This is a genomic window from Marinobacter sp. (assembly GCF_040904845.1).
Lineage (GTDB): Bacteria > Pseudomonadota > Gammaproteobacteria > Pseudomonadales > Oleiphilaceae > Marinobacter.
This window is the reverse complement of sequence record NZ_JBBDSR010000097.1, coordinates 1-18,945: the sequence shown is the minus strand read 5'-3', so window position 1 is coordinate 18,945 and position 18,945 is coordinate 1. Positions and strand designations below refer to the sequence as shown.

General features: G+C 51.1%; 17 protein-coding genes. 4 read left to right on the top strand and 13 right to left on the bottom strand.

What is annotated here, in order from left to right:
• Position 1: 1 nt before the first annotated feature.
• From WD429_RS12040 to WD429_RS12025, 4 genes are read right to left on the bottom strand one after another with little or no spacing between them, the layout of a single operon-like run.
• Positions 2-727, bottom strand: a complete 726-nt coding sequence (locus WD429_RS12040; RefSeq protein ID WP_368422420.1) for a sulfotransferase family 2 domain-containing protein — start codon at positions 725-727, stop codon at positions 2-4.
• 21 nt (positions 728-748) lie between these two features.
• Entirely contained in the window at positions 749-2,551 is a 1,803-nt protein-coding gene (locus tag WD429_RS12035) for an ABC transporter ATP-binding protein (protein ID WP_368422419.1), read from the bottom strand.
• A 38-nt stretch (positions 2,552-2,589) separates the two neighbouring features.
• Complete coding sequence (locus WD429_RS12030; protein ID WP_368422418.1) at positions 2,590-3,390, bottom strand: polysaccharide pyruvyl transferase family protein; 801 nt, start codon at positions 3,388-3,390, stop codon at positions 2,590-2,592.
• The gene (locus tag WD429_RS12025; RefSeq protein WP_368422417.1) at positions 3,383-4,549 is read right to left on the bottom strand and encodes a glycosyltransferase family 4 protein; all 1,167 of its coding nucleotides are present in this window, start codon (positions 4,547-4,549) and stop codon (positions 3,383-3,385) included. The genes WD429_RS12030 and WD429_RS12025 overlap by 8 nt, the downstream gene beginning before the upstream one ends.
• Before the next feature lie 143 nt (positions 4,550-4,692).
• Here WD429_RS12025 and WD429_RS12020 point away from each other — a divergent pair, with 143 nt between their 5' ends.
• Positions 4,693-5,853: a glycosyltransferase family 4 protein gene (locus WD429_RS12020; RefSeq protein ID WP_368422416.1), complete on the top strand. Its 1,161-nt coding sequence runs from the start codon at positions 4,693-4,695 to the stop codon at positions 5,851-5,853.
• On the opposite strand, the gene WD429_RS12015 is transcribed toward WD429_RS12020, so the two are convergent.
• Positions 5,825-6,670 (bottom strand): sulfotransferase, encoded by an 846-nt coding sequence (locus WD429_RS12015; RefSeq protein ID WP_368422415.1) that lies wholly within the window; start codon positions 6,668-6,670, stop codon positions 5,825-5,827. The two genes, WD429_RS12020 and WD429_RS12015, sit on opposite strands and share 29 nt — an antisense overlap.
• Positions 6,671-7,134: 464 nt before the next feature.
• Between WD429_RS12015 and WD429_RS12010 the strand changes: the two genes are divergently transcribed.
• Entirely contained in the window at positions 7,135-8,046 is a 912-nt protein-coding gene (locus WD429_RS12010) for a hypothetical protein (RefSeq protein WP_368422414.1), read from the top strand.
• 314 nt (positions 8,047-8,360) lie between these two features.
• On the opposite strand, the gene WD429_RS12005 is transcribed toward WD429_RS12010, so the two are convergent.
• The 4 genes from WD429_RS12005 to WD429_RS11990 are packed head-to-tail and all read right to left on the bottom strand — an operon-like array spanning position 8,361 to position 12,706.
• Entirely contained in the window at positions 8,361-9,647 is a 1,287-nt protein-coding gene (locus tag WD429_RS12005) for a phenylacetate--CoA ligase family protein (RefSeq protein WP_368422413.1), read from the bottom strand.
• Positions 9,647-10,909: a glycosyltransferase family 4 protein gene (locus WD429_RS12000; RefSeq protein ID WP_368422412.1), complete on the bottom strand. Its 1,263-nt coding sequence runs from the start codon at positions 10,907-10,909 to the stop codon at positions 9,647-9,649. Before WD429_RS12000 ends, WD429_RS12005 begins: the two co-directional genes overlap by 1 nt.
• Positions 10,906-12,162 (bottom strand): O-antigen ligase family protein, encoded by a 1,257-nt coding sequence (locus tag WD429_RS11995; protein WP_368422411.1) that lies wholly within the window; start codon positions 12,160-12,162, stop codon positions 10,906-10,908. The genes WD429_RS12000 and WD429_RS11995 overlap by 4 nt, the downstream gene beginning before the upstream one ends.
• A gap of 16 nt (positions 12,163-12,178) precedes the next feature.
• The gene (locus tag WD429_RS11990; RefSeq protein ID WP_368422465.1) at positions 12,179-12,706 is read right to left on the bottom strand and encodes a low molecular weight phosphatase family protein; all 528 of its coding nucleotides are present in this window, start codon (positions 12,704-12,706) and stop codon (positions 12,179-12,181) included.
• Between the two features lie 160 nt (positions 12,707-12,866).
• Between WD429_RS11990 and WD429_RS11985 the strand changes: the two genes are divergently transcribed.
• Positions 12,867-14,042: an ATP-grasp domain-containing protein gene (locus WD429_RS11985; RefSeq protein ID WP_368422410.1), complete on the top strand. Its 1,176-nt coding sequence runs from the start codon at positions 12,867-12,869 to the stop codon at positions 14,040-14,042.
• A gap of 7 nt (positions 14,043-14,049) precedes the next feature.
• Positions 14,050-15,219 (top strand): hypothetical protein, encoded by a 1,170-nt coding sequence (locus tag WD429_RS11980; RefSeq protein ID WP_368422409.1) that lies wholly within the window; start codon positions 14,050-14,052, stop codon positions 15,217-15,219.
• Here WD429_RS11980 and WD429_RS11975 read toward each other — a convergent pair.
• The 4 genes from WD429_RS11975 to WD429_RS11960 form a co-directional block, all read right to left on the bottom strand.
• The gene (locus WD429_RS11975) at positions 15,180-16,220 is read right to left on the bottom strand and encodes a polysaccharide deacetylase family protein (RefSeq protein ID WP_368422408.1); all 1,041 of its coding nucleotides are present in this window, start codon (positions 16,218-16,220) and stop codon (positions 15,180-15,182) included. The two genes, WD429_RS11980 and WD429_RS11975, sit on opposite strands and share 40 nt — an antisense overlap.
• A gap of 27 nt (positions 16,221-16,247) precedes the next feature.
• Positions 16,248-17,381 (bottom strand): glycosyltransferase family 4 protein, encoded by a 1,134-nt coding sequence (locus WD429_RS11970; RefSeq protein WP_368422407.1) that lies wholly within the window; start codon positions 17,379-17,381, stop codon positions 16,248-16,250.
• A gap of 7 nt (positions 17,382-17,388) precedes the next feature.
• The gene (locus WD429_RS11965; RefSeq protein WP_368422406.1) at positions 17,389-18,366 is read right to left on the bottom strand and encodes a GNAT family N-acetyltransferase; all 978 of its coding nucleotides are present in this window, start codon (positions 18,364-18,366) and stop codon (positions 17,389-17,391) included.
• Positions 18,366-18,945, bottom strand: a 580-nt coding sequence (locus WD429_RS11960; RefSeq protein WP_368422405.1) for a GNAT family N-acetyltransferase, incomplete at its 5' end; no start/stop codon positions are given. The genes WD429_RS11960 and WD429_RS11965, both read right to left, overlap by 1 nt.

The window sequence follows — 18,945 nt, the reverse complement described above, 5'->3', positions numbered from 1 at the left end:
TTTAGAACGCGTATCCAAACTCCCTCAGAACCCCCTCTTTATACACTTCAACTTTCCGGCGGGTTTTGGGCGTGTAGAACGCCCGATAATCCTTTTCAGCTCTTGCCTGAGTAGTATTCACCATGGGTATGACCGGAGGGTTACGGACACCAGCGGAGGTCAGCACCCTGGAAAAGTCCTCCTGGAGGTGTTCAAACCGCATCACATGGTCAACACCCCGCACAAACGTGTCTTCCGCTTCTGAACGCTTGCCCATCAGCCGTTTGGCCAGGTTCCGGGCACCACTGAGGGATTTGCTTTCAAGATGAACAGGAAGATCCGGATAAAAGCGGTTTATCCACTGATCAAAGGTCATGTTGCGAATCAGTTTCAGATCATCAGCGTATCCGGGCACCTTATAAACCCAGGAATCCGGGTTCTCGAGTTCGTCCTGATAGCCTTTGTGCATTTTGAAGTACAGGGACACCAGGGAATCAAACGGGTTCCGGACGGTGGTAAAGGTAACGAACTCCCGCCTCTGTGCCTCAGAGAGCAATTTGAATTCCAGCAGTTGGTCCAGTGTGCAATGCTTTTTCTGCACAACATAGAGACCCTTTTCATCCATCACGTCATCATTGGGGAGCCATTCTCCCCCAAGCTGTTCCATCAGTACGCTACCAATGGCAGTGCACCCGGTACGCGGAGCCATCAGAAAAAGCAGGCCGTGCTCCCTGCAAATTATCGCCATGTAACTGTCCCTTACTCACGGTTAGATATGTGTCGTCATTTCCCGGAACACCGTGTTGCTTGCCACCAGCTCATCGTAGGTGCCAATGGCAGAGATCTGCCCGGACTCCATCAGAATAATCTCATCACAGGCCTGAACCGTAGAGAGTCTGTGGGCAATCAGAATAATGGTTTTCTTCGAGCTAAGCTTATTGACCGCGTCCATCACTGCCCTCTCAGTGAGGTTATCGAGGGCGCTGGTTGCCTCATCAAGAATCAAAACTGACGGATCATGGTAGAGGGCTCTGGCTATTCCGATGCGTTGGCGCTGTCCGCCCGAGAGCCTCACACCTTTTTCCCCGATCCACGTTTGGTAGCCTTCCGGAAGTTCACTCATAATAAAGTTGTGCAAATTGGCAATTCTCGCCGCCCGCTCCACGGCTTGCTGGTCAATATTGGACTCTTCAATGCCAAACGCAATGTTGCCGGCCACCGTGTTGTCGGTCAGGTAAATTTGCTGGGGGACATAGCCAATTTTGTCCTGCCAGGAGCGGAGGTTGGAAGGTTCTACCTTGACGTTACCCACGACCAGCTCTCCCTTTTCAGGCGGAAGGAGCCCCAAAAGCACGTCAACCAGCGTTGTTTTTCCAGATCCGGTAGGCCCGACAATACCGATGGTGGAGAACGGACGTACCTTAAGGTTCACATCGGTTAGCGCCTGCCTCTCGGCCTGAGGGTAGGAATAGCAGATATGACGAAACTCGATCTCCGGCTCGTCGCGCCCTGGCCACTTCCCGACGTCCGATCTTCGCATTGGGCGTGAGGATTTTTCGAGTTTTTTAAGATCATTGTAAACGGCATCCAGTACGGTTTCTGTCACCCGAATTTCCGTCAGGTGGCGGTAGACGGCCTGAAGTTCTGGCATCAGCCGATAGCCCGCAAGCGCAAACAGCGATAATACTGGCAAGGCATTCTGAACACTGCCGTACACACCGATAAAGTAAATCACGATGGCAATCATTCCGGAGAAAATCAGCCCTTGCATCGCCAAGGGCGGCAACTCAGCGGTCACCCGCGCTTTGGCAATGTGCTTTGCCATATCCTGTGAAGCAAGGCGAAATCTCTCGACCGCCTGGGTTTCCCTGCCAATAATAAAAAGGTCTTTAATACCGCCAAAACTTTCCTGCACAACCCGATAGCGCTTTTGATTGGCTCTGTGCCTGCGCTGGCCAAGAACGGACAACCGTTTGCGGGAGAGAAGATAGATAAATCCATACGCCACGCCGATCACACACACGGCAATCAACGCCAGGGCGGGATCTGTAAACACCAATAATGAAAACAGGGCCAGAACAATCAAAAGCTTGGTCACCATCTGCATGGCGGGAAACAGTGCGCCATTGATCACTTGGCCGGCTTCTGAAAGCACACTGGTCGACATTCGTGCCGTATGCTGGTTCAGGTACCACTGGTATGGCTGATGGAGATACGCTTTCATCAAACGGTAGCTGACGGAGTGGCTGCGTAAGGTCGAAAACTTAACCTGAACCCAGATTCCAACGGCCCGAATCGCCAGCGACCCCAGCAAAAGAACGATAACGCCCGCACCCAGAGCAACGATGAACTCGCCATCATCCAGAAACGGCAACCATTCTCTGAGTGTGGCTAACAGCGGATTATTCTGTATGGACTCTGGCTCCGCTACCGCTGACATGAACGGCAGGATAGAGGCCACGCCCACCACCTCTGCGCCCGCAACCACAATCGAGAACAGAAACACGAACACCGCCTGGATGCGCTCCCGATGATCCAGTATTCCAAAGAGCTGCCGAAAGGTTTTAAACATAGGTTACCTGCGAGCTGGTCAAATAAACGCGACGCCTGCTATCCAGTATAGAAATCCGAAGGGAAAACGTCCTCTAGCGGGTTCACTGAATAATCTGTTGGCAAACCCCCACCCTTCAACCTGAGGGCTTCATCAAAACTGTCAGCAATAGGCATATCGTGTCTCCCCGTTCCCTCGTAGTAATCCAGATATTTGAAGCGCTTTTCTTCATCCGGATTTGGCAAGACCAGCACTGCCGGAATCCCATACGCCTCCGCCAGAATAATCCCATGCAGCGACGATGATATGACCTTACGGGCAGACAGAATCTGACGGATCACCTCACGGTAACTTTGTAGCGGGGACACCAGATTATCGACTCCTTCGAACGCATCCTGATCGTTATAGTGTGGAATAACGATGAAGTTCCTTACGTTATTCTGGGGACGAGGTATTTTTAGAAATTTAGGGACCAAAAGCGCTGGATCACCATAAACTGCAGGGCAGTCAATGCCCATGTCATACAGAACGCCCCTCGTGCGTGGCCCTCTCACTGCCCTGACATCCAACGACGAGAACCGGTAAGAAGATCGGGCAGCTTTTCCATTCACACCCGTGCCCCAAATCACATCTGAGTTCTCCGCAAAGTGCATGATTGACCCAATGGCCAACATCTTTTTGGAGTTGGCACCCAGGTGCCACTTGGCCTGCGGATAGTTGCTGCGCAAAATAGCGGCAACAAGCGCAGGAGATAGTTCATCGCCAAAGTTACGGAACCGGAAGTTCCGCCTGAAAAAGAAGAGGCCGGGCGGTCGTTGCCGGGCCAGAATCAGGGCCTTTTCTTCCAGTAGATCAAGCATTGCTGACATCCGGTGTAACTGCGGCACCGAAAACCCGTAGCGTTTCATTTACATTGTTTTGCCAGCTCAATCCTCGCTGAATATTGCGCCATCCATTACGGGCTATTTCCGCTGCTGCATCACGGTTATCACGCAAAAACACCAACTGGTCCAGAATATCCCGGGGATCGTCCGAACACAGCAGACCGTTGTGACGATGCTCTATCAGTTCCGCCATCTGGGCTCGATTGGACGTGACGACAGGCACCATACAGGCCATGTACTCGAAAAGTTTCATCGGTGAATTATGGAAACCGTAGGGCGACCACGGATAGTCCGGGTGCAATGCAACACACGCATCCGCTGCACATACAGCATTCAGAATGCCCTCACGGTCCAGCCCCTCCCGGATCTCCACGTTGGGGCCAGATGGCAGGGTGTCAGTTACCTGGTTGACCGCAAGGACAAAGCGAATATCCGGGGCGGCCTCAGCCGCGAGCCGGGTGGTCGCAGCCATGAAATCCATGCCTTGCCAGGGATAGATTGCACTGCCGCTATAGAAAACCGTGAACGCGGGCTCGGCGCGTTTGGCGCGACGTGCTTTGATATCGTCTTCAGGAATCAGCGGGCCGCCATTCGGAAGAACAACAACGTTACGGATACCCAGCTTTTCTTTTGCGTATCGCCCCAACGCTGACGATACACAAATAGCGGTGTCTACGTTGGTCGCAAGCGATTTTCGCAATGACTCTTCGCGAGCAATACCCAGCTTCTTGCGATTAGCGTGCACCCAACGCTGGGCCGTTCTTATGGGCGATTCGGTTTGCCCGGCCTTTCTGCCACCTAACCAGGAATAGGCAAGCGTTTCGTTCGCGGGTGAATTGATTTCCCAGACCACCGGCGTGCTACCGGACTGCGACATGCATTGAACCGCCAGGGGCCAGTCAGAGAGATAACGCGCATCGATCCGGATATAGAGGACATCGACAGCATCGAGAAACGCCTGGATAGCGCCCGGTGTATCGCTATTGATGTTGCTCACACCTGGAGCTGTGGGATCGTCCATCACAACAACGCTGTGGCCTTCAGCCAGGAAACCCTGAATGAGTTCAAGCGCGTGGACGTGGTTGCCGCCCTTGGGTGGATAAATTCTGAGGTTATAAAGATAGCCTATTCTCAAATCCGATCTCCTTATCAGAATCAAGCCCGCCGGACGGTAGCTAGCCGCTATCCATTCTGGCATCATAATGCTCGCCAGGCAGACAGGAAATCGTACCACTCCCTTCAGTACTTGTCTGTAAAAGGCGGTGATGTTATTCAGCAATGGAAGCGGATATGGGCACCACGACACATGGAAATGTCTTACTGGTATCAAACTACGCTTCTGACGTGGGTTACGCCTGGTGGTTGATGGAGCATTTCTGGGTACTTATTTCAGAGCATTTCCACCAAAAAGGTAAGAAAGCCTATCTCGCCTACCCCGAAATCAATACCCTCCCCGACCGCATTCAACAAAGCCGTATAAGCGTTGTCGAGCTCAACGTGCCAGGGCGCTCTTCTCAACAACGGCATCAGCTCCGGGAATTTATCAGCACCCACAACATCACCGATATTTACTTTACGGACCGTCCCTGGTTTAGCCCTGACTACCTTTTTTTCCGGCGTTGTGGCATCCGTAATATTGTGGTTCACGACCACACACCCGGAGACCGACCTCCGGTTACCGGATTAAAGGGCGCGCTAAAATCCATTAGGCACAGGTTGCCATGGGTGTGCGCAAACACTCAGTTTTGTGTTTCAGACCTGATGAAGCAGCGCAGCATCGCCAACGCCCGCATTCCTCCAGAGCGCTGCATTGTGGTCCAGAACGGCATTCCGCCAATGAGTTACGATACTCACCAGCGAGCAGCGTCACGACAGCGTCTTGGCATTCCGGACAACGCCTTTGTGTGTATCACCACCGGCCGGGCACATCCTTACAAACGATTTGATTTTGTGATCGCCGTTGCCGAGCTGGCCGTACAAGCTCTGCCGGCTCAGCAACTGACGTTTCTATTGATTGGCGATGGCCCTGCGATGAATCACCTGCAACAGCTCGTGGAAGACAAAAATCTGCAGGACACCGTACGCCTGCTCGGATTCCGTAGTGATGCACGCGAGTTGCTACCGGCAGCGGACATTGCGTTTCACGCCGCGCTCGGGGAAGGTTTTTCTCTTTCCATCGTAGAATATATGACTGCATCGTTGCCCGTCCTGGTTCCGGACATTCCCTCCGTTAAGCAGGCAATTGATCATGGCGAAAACGGGTTTGTATACGGAAAGGACGATGTTCAGGATGCGGCAGGTTATGTCGTTAAACTGGCCAGTGACCATCAACTGAGGGCCCAACTGGGTTCAAGTGCCCGCGAAAAATCCACAGTACAGTACACCTTGGACTCCTGCTCCCGCGCGTTTCTTACGGCCTGCTCACAGGCATTCTCATGACCCGGACATTACTGGCTTTATCAAGCGGGTAGCCTTTTCTGAGCATGGTAGGGCCAAGGATTTCGTCGAGTAAATCGCATTCCTCGTCGGTCATCTCTGATAACAGTTGTTGTGTCAGGTCACCTTTTGGCTCACGGCGCTCCGCGTGATCCGGGCGGGGTAACTCCAGAAAGTGGGCAACGGTATCAACCATGGGCTCCGGGTTGTGCCACCAGTCTTCATAACGTAACTCGAGCACGGAACCGGGCATTGCCTCGGCAACGGCATCCATACGGTTCAACGTCCACACCCAGTAGTGCGCCATCTTCTTCAAGACATCTTGAAAGCGAATCGGGCAGTCGTACTCAATGTACTTGCCTGGTGAGCGAATGATGCGACTCCATTCCAACCTCGCCGTTATGTAGCTGGCAAGCCAGCCATCCCTGATGAAATGAATGAATCTAGCATCAGGAAAGTCGGGCGCTATGTCCAGAGCCAGCGCAGCCAGCATCCCGCTGTCGTTCAACAGGTTTTGGCCGCCCTTCAACCATTGGTAGGCACCAAGCTGCACCCTCGCCCTAGAAAACGAAGTGCCGTTGGTGTCCTTCACGCTATTTATGAACTCGTCGGGAGATAGCCAGATAGGGCCTACCGACACGCTGGAAGTGATCCAGGGGAAGTGACCGCGGAACCAGAGATCCCCGTTACCCTCACCTGGGTAAACCAGTAAGTCATCAATGGTTTTGAAGGCCTTTACGGCGGAAGACTTGCCGGAATTGTTAAAGCCGACAACAAAGATCGGATTTTTCAGCCGCGAGGAAAAATAGGAAGATTGCACTCTGGAAGCCCTTCGACTCAAGCTCAGTGCAAAATTCCGCCCGGAAGATCTGCCTACAACCATAAAACGCTATCTCTTTATGTAACGTTAGCTATAACTTGATAAAATTTAATTAAAAATACAAGTTTTGACAGCTTTAGTTATTAAAAACTAGAGTGCTTTCCTACGATTCCACGCGTGGAATTTACTAAAACTTAAAGCAATATAATTGGCCACCAATATTAATCATAATATTAAGACATAATTTTATATTTTTTTCTATAATTATCTAGCAACCATTTGTTTAATATAGATTTTAATAATATTCATTTTTATGATAACAGTCGGTCTTTTTAGTGTTTTTTACCAGAAATGACCGAGTATTCGATGAATAAATCCTTAATCAAATTTAAACGCTCTGAGAACGTAAAATTACGTGAAATGGTATAAACTAGAAAAGTACGCTTACCTCCGGAGCCATAACTATGAACAAACTGCCATTATTCACTGCAACTGCGCTTGTGCTAGCGCTGGCTTTGCCAGCCCAAGCTGAGCAGATTTTCATAGATTCGTTCGAATCCGGCGACATGTCTGCCACAAGTAAAGATGGTTTTGACTGGCAGCGCAACAATCGCACGTCTGTAGTCACCGAGGAGGCTGTTGTCTACAACAATGGAGAGAAATATAACCCTCCAAAATATGGAGAGGACTGGTCAGCATTTCACGGGGACCATAGCCTCAGATTTCGCTATCCGGCTGGAGAAGCAATGGCCGAACAAAGGTTCAGACTCGGTAGTAGCTATCCTGACATCTGGTTCCAGTATTGGGTTCGGGTCCCCACAAACTATACCCATGGAAGCAGCAATCCAAGCAATCACAAGTTGTTCGCATTGTGGATGGATGATTATTCAAGCAAAGGCTTAGGTCCTACTATCGCCTGGGAATTCTGGGGAACGGGGGGTGGTTCCAGCAATCTCGCATTCCATTACAGCGAAGGAGGCTATGAGGTATTGGGAGGGCACAAACAGTACACTGATTTCATTTCCGTCCCGAGTGACCGGGGGCGTTGGATGGAATTAACTATCCATATCAAAGCCTCTTCGAGTGGCAGCTCTAGCGACGGCGTCATTGAACTGTGGCGAAGGTGGGAAAGCGAATCCCCCGATGATCGCGAGCTTCTACATCGCACCCGGGAGGCAGTACTGCCATTCCCTTCGGGAGGCCCGAATGGATGGGCAGCCGGCTACTTTATGGGCTGGGCAAACGCAGCATACTCTCAAGATACTGAGTGGCTGATTGACCATATAACCATTTCAACGGAATCACTGCTGGATACTGATGGAGTATCTGGGTCAGGCAACGCTCCTAACCCGCCCGTTCTCCAAATCAGCGAATAATCTAACTGCCGACTGTCGGAGTGTCATCTCGACCCCGACAGGCAGAGCATCGAAAACGGGTCGACCTGACTCAAGATAATATTTAAAGTTAAAAACACATTGACGAACTTTCGGGTTGCCCAAGCGATAGGTAGTACCTGGGAGATGTTAGACCTTAATTCTGCGCTTGGCCCCCGGCAACAGTATAAGATCTTTTCACCCGGTGGGGCTGAAAGAACTCTCCTTGGATCCCCGCATTTCGCCTGCACGGGATGGCCCGATACAAACGATGGAAAATGAAGCCGCAATCCGTTTTCTGTTTTACCACTATAGATTTATAAACTGGTCTCAAAATATTGTTTTTTCTTCATTTCGTTGACGAACCGATCTATATAGATCGTCGAAAATCTTATATCGCCACCGAAATATCTCCGCAGCTGTAAGTCTATATCTTTCTGATATTTTTCGTTTGTTTTGTCCTCTACATAAAGCGTAACCTCTCCCTTGGAATTTTGAACCGCTTTGTAGTTAAGCAGTATATTTTTTTCCAAGGCGAGATTTTTGAACACATAATAAAAGGTCAGTGCCGGGTAGGTTTGCCTATCGCCCTGGACATTTGCACCCTTCCTGCCGAGAATGCTTTTGATCAGAGGGTGATTTCTTCCACAGCTACAGGTTTCATCACTGAGAGTTACCATATCTCCTAACCGATACCGAATCACGGGGAAGGAGTACGAAGAAAGATTCGTAACTAGCAGTTCGCCGGTGTCGTTCTGCTCGAGAATGACATTTTCGATATTCACGTGAATTCCCCCATTGGGGCATTCAAACGCAATCAAACCAGCCTCTGCCGCACCATATTCACTGGTAATATTCTTCCCAAAAGCTTTCACAGTTTCCGGATGATAAGCATCGAGAATCATTTCTGACGTTCCCTTGACCATCTTGAGTGGTATGGGGCCAAGCTCAAGCTCATTCACGCATTTTGCCACTTCATAAACCATGCTTGAGTAGCCTGAAATGTAGCTTGAGTTCCGCAGCCTGCTACAAAAACCTCTTACCTCAGATTCTGAATACCTGAATAATCGGAATCGATTCTGTATCGCGTCGAGTAAGGCCACTTTGCGCGACTGGGAGGCACTTATATTATATCCCCACAAATAGCCGTTCTTATCCCATGGTTTGATGCCATACCAGTCATAGGATCGCATGAGTGCCGCGCGATTCACTGAGTCCCACTTTTCATTACGGTAAAACGCGAGGGCCTCTCCGGAAGTGCCCGAGGTTTCAGCAAGTCGGAGTTTTTCATTCAGGCCGCTGGTGTGAATCAAGGAGTTTTCTCTGATCAGCGTCGCTTTATCCAGCTCCGGCAACCTACTGATATCAGATACCGATGAGAGCTGTGAGGGGTTGAAGCTCGCCTCTCGGAATATTCGATGATAGTACGATGAATGAGTTCCGCAGAACCTCAGGAATCTTTCAGCACCCTCCAACTGGATCTGCTCCAGCTCCTTTCTGGAAAGCCATTCTGTCGATTTGAGGTAGTCATATTGTTCGAACAAAGTAGGGTTCCGGACCCTGACACCTGCTTCGAAGATTGTGCGGGCAAGCGTTGAGTTCATCAGGCACTCCTTCCCTGAGTTCCAGGTCGTTGGGCCAGCTCACCAAGAACTTCTGCGTATTGTTTACCAATGCCAATGTAACTGTAGTGATTGCGAATTAGCTCCGGACCAGCCTTTCGCAGACTAGCTTCTGTCTCAGGGTTACTCAGTAGTGTTTTAATCGCATCAACGTAATCCTCCGGTGTTTCTGCATAGACAACGTCAACGCCGTTTTGAACATTGATGCCCCTGCAGGCAAAAGGGTCGGCGATAATGCAGCAGCCACTAGCAAGCGCATCCAGAATTTTCAGTTTGGTTCCACCGCCAGTTCGGATTGGACAGAGATAAAACTTAGCGCGCCAAAGATACTCCCTGACATCATCCACAAAGCCGTGTACGCGGAAATACTCGTCGTTTTCGGCAAGCTTTAGCATTTCTGCAGTGGGCCCACGGCCAACAATATCCACCCGTATGTCCGGAATACTGACTTTAATCAGAGGCCATAATTCGCGGATAAAATACTCAACCGCCTCACGATTCGGGTACCAGGAAAGGCCGCCAACAATCACTATACTGTTTTCAACTACCTTCACTGACGGGTTTGGGTAGAAATAGGAAACGTCCACACCATTTGGAACCGACATGAAGTTACCGCCACCGATTGCTCCTGCCATCGCCTCAGCGTCTTCTTCAGAACAGGTAAGGTTAAGGTCCGCCCTCCTACAATTGTGATTTTCACTCTTCAGCAACCGCTCAGCCTCAACTTGGTAGTAAATACTCTTGATTCGGTTGAGCTCAGTTTTCGACCTCGATTTGAGCATGCCAGACTCAAAATTATGGTGATTAAGGATAACCGGAAGCCCCTGGAAAAGGTCGGAGTAAACGCAAAGGCTGACGGTATCAATATGAACTGCATCAAAATCGCCCTTCGCCACAATGTTCATTAGTATTTGTCTGGCTTTAGCAGATCTAAGCCATTCCATATTGTAGGCTCGCCCGCTCAGTAGTGCTTTAAAAGCTATAATGTAGCGACCAGCGATCATACTAGTTTCTGGAATATCAAGAACATGGATAGATTCCACGATTTTGTACAGTTCCTGACAGGCAAGCCCAAGTGGGTCCTTTTGTTCAGGTAAACTGGCTGCCAAGAAATCCGACTGGTTAAAAGCCACTAGCGTAATTTCATGGTATTTCGCAACTTCTCTGATCATATTGAAAGTACGTTGCAAGACTCCACCTTTTGGAGGAAAAGGGATTAAATGAGACAGCCAAAGTACCTTCATAACCTTCCTTTCCTTCGCTTATCGCTGACCTTAAAACTATTAGTCAAAGCCACGATGAGCGCCAAATGAATCCATAAGTATGGATAATAAGCTACAGTAACAAATTGACCTGCCACCACAAAGCCGAGTAGTGACAAGTTGGCAGAGCGGCCAATAAGCGCCTGTCGATCTTCGCAGCCCTCAGCCTTGAACCAGTGTCCCAGTTTGAACGCAACTAGCAAGAAGCCAGAAAAAACAGCTAACCCCAGCGTTCCAGTATCAGTTCCTATTTGAATAAAAATGTTGTGGGGCAGCTCCGCCTTTCCTAGTAACACGTCGTCCGGGTAGTAACGCTCAAAATAGGGTGCAAAATTGAAATAACCAACACCAAGTACGGGATTATTCTGGATCATCTCTGCTCCATTTTCCCAATAAAGCAAACGCTGTTTTGATGTGCGATCCTCTCCCATGGTTTCAAAACGCTGTTTTTGCTCATCGGGCAAAAACGTCCAGATAAGCGTAGTGGCTACGCCGATTACAATAAGAATTTTCGGATTGAACACATAACGGTAATTCATCACGAGTAGCTGGCAGACGAGTGCAAGCTGACCACCTCGCGAGCTAGCACCAAGGATCACCATGATGGCGGTAATGGGCATTACCATTAATGCGAAGTACCATTTTCTTGAAATATGAGGTTTCAAGGTGTGGGCAAACGCCCAGGCAATGGGCCAGAAGACCAACATTTGTATCGCTAATTCACCGGAATTTTGAAAAAATCCTGGTGGTCCCATCAAACCCCAGTCACTAAAAGAAAAGCCTCTTCGCGCCCACGTTAGTGAAAGCGAAAGTGAAATCTTAAATGACGCGACAAGAAATATACATATAAATATGAAAAACCTTCGCCTTGTATTGACGATGTTTATTATTAAAAAATATATAATAACCCACAAATAATATAGATCTAGATTGTTAAAAGAAATTTCCGGAAAGTACGCTAAATAGCTAGATAACAATATAAGTGTAAAGAAAATAACTAACAAAAAATTAATTGATGATGAAACCCACGTGACGGTTTTGTCAAAAAAACATCCAATCAGCGCTGCAACAACCAGTAACTGAGCCCATGGCAGAAAATCTATAACTGGATATATCGACTGTGGCCTTACATATTCAAAGAATAGATAAGCGCAGATCATCCAGAACGCGAAGCTTTCACTGCGGAATTGTCGCCACGCCGCACTCACCTTTAGACCGTATAAATCGGAATCCAATACTTCCTTCCGTCTCCTACCCACAAAGCCCCCTCACCGCTTCCATTACCCTGTGTTCGCAATGGTTAAAAAACTCATCGCAACAGTTATAGGGGTCATGGATGTACGGATTCCGTTTTTTGCAGTAACTGCCAGCCAAGGCGATGGGATAGTCGTCGCCAACTTTGGTTTGAAAAGAGGATGTGTGGGAAGGCTCCATCACCACGACAAAGTCATTGTCTCCGAAATGAAAGTGCCTGACATTGACCGTTCGATGGGATTCAAGCGACATGCCTTGGCCTAGCGCAAAGTCCCGGGCCCTGGGGTCGGCGGGATGGTCGTCACCGCAGTTCAGGCCACAGGACGCAGCCTCCCACCCTAGACTTTGGGCATACACTTCGGCCAGGGGGCTACGGCAGATATTACCGCTGCAGACAAAAACCAGCCTTTGTCCGCGTTTGGGCTGCTCAGAAGAGAACCTACGATAGGTTCCTAGCAGGGCAAGGCACCCATAGAAGAAAAACCGAACAAATCCCTGTCGCGAGCCAAATCGCTCATATACCAACCGATCCAACGAATGCGCTCCCTTTTCCCAATAATAGGGCTGGCTCCCTGATACATTCCCAAAGGAGATTTTAGATCACTTTGATAGAATTTACTCGGCTTATAACGGATAATCGAGCCACCTTTCTCAAACATGCGACAAATTCAGGACGTTGCTGTAAATGAAGCCCCGAATTCTGGTACTGGACGGGAATCAAAGAGCCTCACTGGCAGCCGTCAGGTCCCTGGGTTCAAAAGGATTGTGGGTGGCAGCCGGCGAATCATCGCCCTGTTCTCTGGCGGGCACCTCCCGGTTTTGCGCGGAGAGGCTTCATTACCCTGACCCATTTTCCTCGCCCCGTAAGTTCTTTGAGGATATCCTGCAGATCATTGATCGCCTGAGTATCACTTTCCTGCTTCCCATCACGGAAGCCACCACTTACATAGTACTGGCGTACCGCTCTGAACTGCCCGGGCACGTCATTCTTCCTTTCCCGGATACCCAGGCTGTTGAACAACTGGCTAACAAAAACGAGCTGTTCGCACTGGCTCAGCGGCTCGATGTGCCTGTTCCTGAGTCCGTACAATGCCGGGGCATCGAGGAAGGACTTCTGGCGCTGACAAAGCTCACGCAGTTTCCGGTTGTGCTTAAACCCTACAAATCCAGGATTCTGACGGACAGTACGGTTCTCCCCACGCAAGTGGTCATTGCCGGAACCCGAGAAGAGGCGGAACTGGCGTTGGAGCAACACGCCTTTTTTGAGTTCCCTTACACCATTCAGTCCTTTATTGACGGCACTGGCCAGGGTATTTTTGCGCTCTTCGACCACGGCAAGTCAATCTGTTACTTCGCACACCGCCGGCTGAGAGAAAAACCGCCGGGAGGCGGCGTCAGCGTATTAAGCGAATCCGCACCGGTTAACGAACAGTTAAAGGCATCTGCGGCCAGGCTTCTGCATGCTGTTCAATGGCATGGCGTTGCCATGGTCGAGTTTCGGGTCGCGGAGGACGGCGTCGGCTACCTTATGGAGGTCAATCCCCGGTTTTGGGGCTCGTTGCAATTGGCGATTGATTCCGGCGTCGACTTCCCCTGGCTGCTGTATCTTGTGAGTACGGGTGCTGAAGTCCCACAAACACAATGGCAGCAGCGTCGAGTACGCTGGTTGCTCGGTGATCTCGACCGGTTGTATCTGGTGCTTAAGGCACCCGGCACGTCCTATTCCATCGCCCAGAAACTTGGCGAGGTGTGGCGATTTTTGAAACCGGGTTTGAGAACCCGTCATGAGGTCAATCGCTGGCGGGACCTTCGGCCATTCTGGTTTGAATTAAAGCAATACCTTCTCGCACTCAGGAAGTAAAGACTGTATGCATCAGTCCTACGTCATTATTCTTGCCAGCGGCCTTAACGGGCTCGGTGCCGTACGTTCTGCCGCTCATGCAGGGCTGAGAACCTACACGCTACTGACGGGGCAGTCAGATTTAAGCGCGTACAGCCGTTACAGCCAGTACCGGTTTCTTTTGCCCCCGGCACCTTGTATCGATGATATCCGCCCTATTCTGGACAATCTCTACCTTACCGAAGGCGGCCCCGGCGTGTTGATCGCCTGTTCGGACCTGGCAGCCGAACTGCTGGGTCAGCTCAAAACAGAAGGGTATGCCAGGCACCACCTTGTTGTTCCCTGTGGAGACACCACAGAGGTTCTTAACGATAAAAAACTCGAATATCAGTACATGCTCAGCGGTGGCATTACATTGCCACAGACCTATTTCTCGCTCGGGGCAGACACACCTGAGTCTTTCCCCCTCATAATTAAACCCCGAACGTTCCGAGAGTATAAGTTGTTGGGTGCGAAGAACCGGATTGTCCGCACCCTCAACGAATTGAACGAGTTTCGTGACCAGTTTCGTGGGTATCTTGATCAATTTATTGCCCAGGCGGTTATTCCTGGAGACGACGATAATCTCTGGGTGTGCAACGTTACTTTTGACCGAGAGCGAAACCTGGCCGCGTGTTTCGTGTTCAAGCGCCTTGGCACCATGCCCTCACATTACGGTGTCACGTCCCTGGCGGTCAGTCTTGATAACCCGGCGTTACGAGAGGCCTGCCAGAAGATCGGCAAGGTTTTGAACTACACCGGCCCCGCCATGATCGAATTCAAGAAAGACCCCGAAACCGGCCTTTACTACTACATTGAAACCAATCCACGCCTGGGTATGTGTAACTGGTTTGATACAAGGTGTGGCATCAACAACGTTCTGGCCTGTACCCATACCGCGTACGGTCGCAAGGTTGATATCGGTCCTCAGAAAGACAATCAGGTGTACTGGAACTTTTTTGGGGATCTGATTGCGCGTCTGGAAAATCGTGAAAACCTACTGCGCATTATTCGGCTCTATCTAAGTCTGCTTCGGCACAGGAAGGTCGGTGCACTGTTTTACTGGAAAGATCCCCATCCGGCATTTCGATACGGGTGGACATCACTACGGGACATGGTTTACCGGCTCGGCAAAAAGCTCAGCGCGGCTTCTGGCTGACGGTTAAACCGCGCTTTCAACGCTTCAAACCGGTTAACGATCTGAAGGAAATCTGCCATGTTATCGGGCAGCGAAAACCGCGACAGATCATACAGGCCCTGCCCCGACCGTACGTAGTCCGGTACGGTGTTGAACGCCATTTTGACACCAGCGTTTCTGAGCATATCCACGTCTGTGCTGTCGTAGTCGGAAGGGCGGCCCGTAGGGTATGCGAAGACCTCCGGCTCATAACTCAGCTCTTCTGACACCCTGGCGAGCGACTGGAGAATTTCTTTCTGTTTGTCAGCCACTGACAAGGTAGAGAGAATTCGGTGGGAGCAGGTATGGGGATAAACTCCATGGCCCCTGGCGCGCAGTGACCTGGCATCGTCCCAGGACATTGGCTGGAACTCGCGAGGAATATCCGGCGGGGGCGAAACCCTTAACCCGGGATAGAATTCTGCGTCCAGCCATTCGTAGATATGGGCCTGGCTGTGAGTTTTTAATGCATTTCGTATGGCACGGGCCGCGTGGCGAATTGAGTGTTTTTCCAAATCCAATAGGTAGGTGACACCGGATGGCAGTTGAATGTCAGCCTGTCGGACAGTCGTCCTGGAAACGCCGTAGGCTATCTGGTCATCCCAGGGCCAGAGTTTGCCGTCCAGTAAGCTTGTGATCACGAAAAGGTTGAGACTGTAGCCAAATTCATCGAATAAGCTGGCAGCCACTTCATGGTGGTCACGAAAGCCATCGTCAATGGTGAACATCACAGAACGTGACGGCACGGCTCTGCCCTCGGCCAGTATTTCCCACAGGTCATCCATCGACAGCACGCTGTAACGGTGCCTGGAGAGATACTTGAGGTAGCTCCGCAAGGTTTGAGCGCTCATGGCACCGGGTAGGTCATCAACATTCTCAACAACCCGGTGCAGCATGAACACCGGTATTCGCCCCGGGCAGATAAATCGGTAAACTCCGGTTTCCCCCACCAGGTTTGCAAGCTTGACGATAGCGGTTTTCATCACCTCACCTCCTGTTTATAAGCCACATCAGGCCGAACCCTTGGGTCGAATCAGGCGTTTATACACCGCCATATACTGATTCAGCATAGCCGCCAGACTAAACTGCTCAACCGCTCTATTCCTGGCTCTACCAACAACTGGCTCCGCTCTGGCTGGCTGCCTCAGTTCAAGAATCGCACTGACTATGGCCTCCGAATCCCGAACCGGGATCAGGTACCCGGTTTCGCCATCTTCTATAATTTCTTCGGGACCACCGCTTCGCGTTGCGATCACAGGAATCCCGGCCATCATGGCTTCTACCGTAGCGATCGAAAACCCCTCCGAAACGGATGGCAGCAGGAAGATATCTCCCTGTCTCAGTACATCCGAAACATCTTGTCGAAATCCGAGCCAATGAATGTTCGGTGCTCTCGGCGACTCCGATACCTGTGCTTTGAGCGCGCTGAAAAGCGGTTCTTTCTGGTGCCCGACAACGACGAAGTGGATGTCGGGGTGTTGCGCTGAAAGCGTAATCGCAGCGTCGACCAGGTACTCATAGCCCTTTGCAGGGCGAATATTACCGATTGAGACAACCAGGATCCCATTTGGAGGCAGCCCGAGTTCCGATCTCAACCCTGCCCCGTGGTCCCCCGTAAAACGGTCAGGATCGACTCCATTGTAGACGAGCTGCAGTTTATGCGCAGGCAGAGCAGCCCTGGCTCCAAGCTCTTGCTGGAGCCTCCGCGAAACGCTGACAATAGCGGACGCGCCCCAGCCAATGAGGGCGAATTTGGCTTTCAGAAAGCGTTCACCGGACGCCACATCCACGGCACCGTGGAACGTTGCAATCATGGGCGTTCTGCTGAGCACAGACACCATCGCACCGTAGACGTTAGAACCCAGCAGGTGCGCATGAATGAGGTCAACGCCTTGCGTGCTAACGAGCCTCCAGAGCGCGCTGATGTAACCAAGATTGAAACTGCCCTTCGAGTCTATGATGTACGGTGCAATCCCCAGACTCCTGACCTGTTCCGCCACCCAGCCCTCCCCACGGAGTACGACCACGTTACGAAATGATGTGTTCTGCAATTCACTGAGCAGGCTGATAAATACCGTCTCCGCACCGCCCGGGCCGGTGGTATCAATCAGGTGAAGAATGGTATTGCCTCGGGATTGGTTCATGGCAACGTCAGCCCTTCATCCAGTAGAGCGCGCGGAATAGCAGGTTTTTTACCAGCATGACCGAGATAAACTGGTAGTTTTCCGTTGCGAATCTCGATTTATAATCTTCGTTCTTACCCTGACCCGCCAGAAAATCAAACCGCCAGGTGTCATTCCGCCGGAACCCTTCTTCGATGGCGTAGCCAAGATGAATGGAGCCCGGGGACAGCTTTTTGTGAAAGGTCTCATCGAACCCCGCCTGGATGTTGTAAACCACGCCGTCAAACCAGACGTTGTATAGCAATGACACGACCACACCGCCGCATGTCAGCACTGACAACTGGGGCTGCCCCCCTTCTTCGGTAACCCTCGCAAGAAACTTCAAATGGAAGCCGAGGCTTTTGTCCGTTACGCAGTCTTTGTTCCACCGTGCCCGGTGAAATTTGTTGAGTGTCTGGAAAAAATTTTCCGGGTCCCCCTCCCAGGCATTCTCAAGACAGACCTTACCGTGGGACTCAAGCAGTTTTCTGCGATTGTAAAGGCGCAAACGACTGCTCGACCCCAGCTGCGCCAGATAGTTTGCGAAGCTTCCGTTCGTCGCGACAGCGTAGCCCTGGTCCGCGGCGTTAATACGAAACGCCCACTTGTGGGTTGCGGCGATGGTTACTAACGCAGACAACTCCTCCGAGCCACTGAGCAGGTCGCTGAACACCACTTCGGTCCAGGAGTGGGATTCCAGTACCGTCACCATCGCCGCCAGCAGGTCTTTTCCGCTCAGGTGTTCCGGGCAGAACCGATTGTATTCGGTTCTCGGGGTTCTCAGCTTCCGGTAGCTGGTGCCAACAAACTGAAGAGAGCGCACCGGAAGGATACCTTTTAATCGATATTTCGATTCATACAGACCCGATATGTGGCCATCCCATTGGCGGATCAGGCGCAGGCCCTCGGCATCGCCCCAGGTGTCCCACCAGGCGCTCTGCCAGGCGTGCGTCTGGAACAGGCTCATTACGGCAGGTCCTTGACGATGTGGGGGCCAATGAGATTGGCAAGCCATACGGGCAGGCGCTGCCACGCCGCTATGAGCAAGCGGAACTTCGGGTTGTCCGGGGTGAGAGCTGGAAGCCGGCCACCTTCAGGCAGCAGGTAATCCCAGCACAGCGGCAGCGGCTGCGCACCCCATTGTTGCTTGAAACGGTACGTACCGGAGCTTTCACTGCATCGACCGAAATCAAACACTCCGTAGCCACGTTCAATCGCAAACTGGAGTATGTGCCAGTACATCGCCCTGTTAACGCCGGTATGGTTGTGAGAACGCAGTGTCGATGCCCAGGGTATTTCCATGCGACCCCGGTACCCTGTTAAAAAGGCACACCCAACTGCGTGATTATCTACCCTGACCACCACCAGCCAAGACTGTTTCGGCAGTGCCCGCAGAAGGTTGCGGAAAAAGTCTTTGCCGTACACCGGTGTGCCCAGATCACGCATATTGATTGCAAAGACCCGATAAAACGCGTCCAGCAACTCTTCACCGCCGACTTTATACTCGGTCAGCTCTCGTTCCCCGCGCCGGATCTGAGCCCGAATT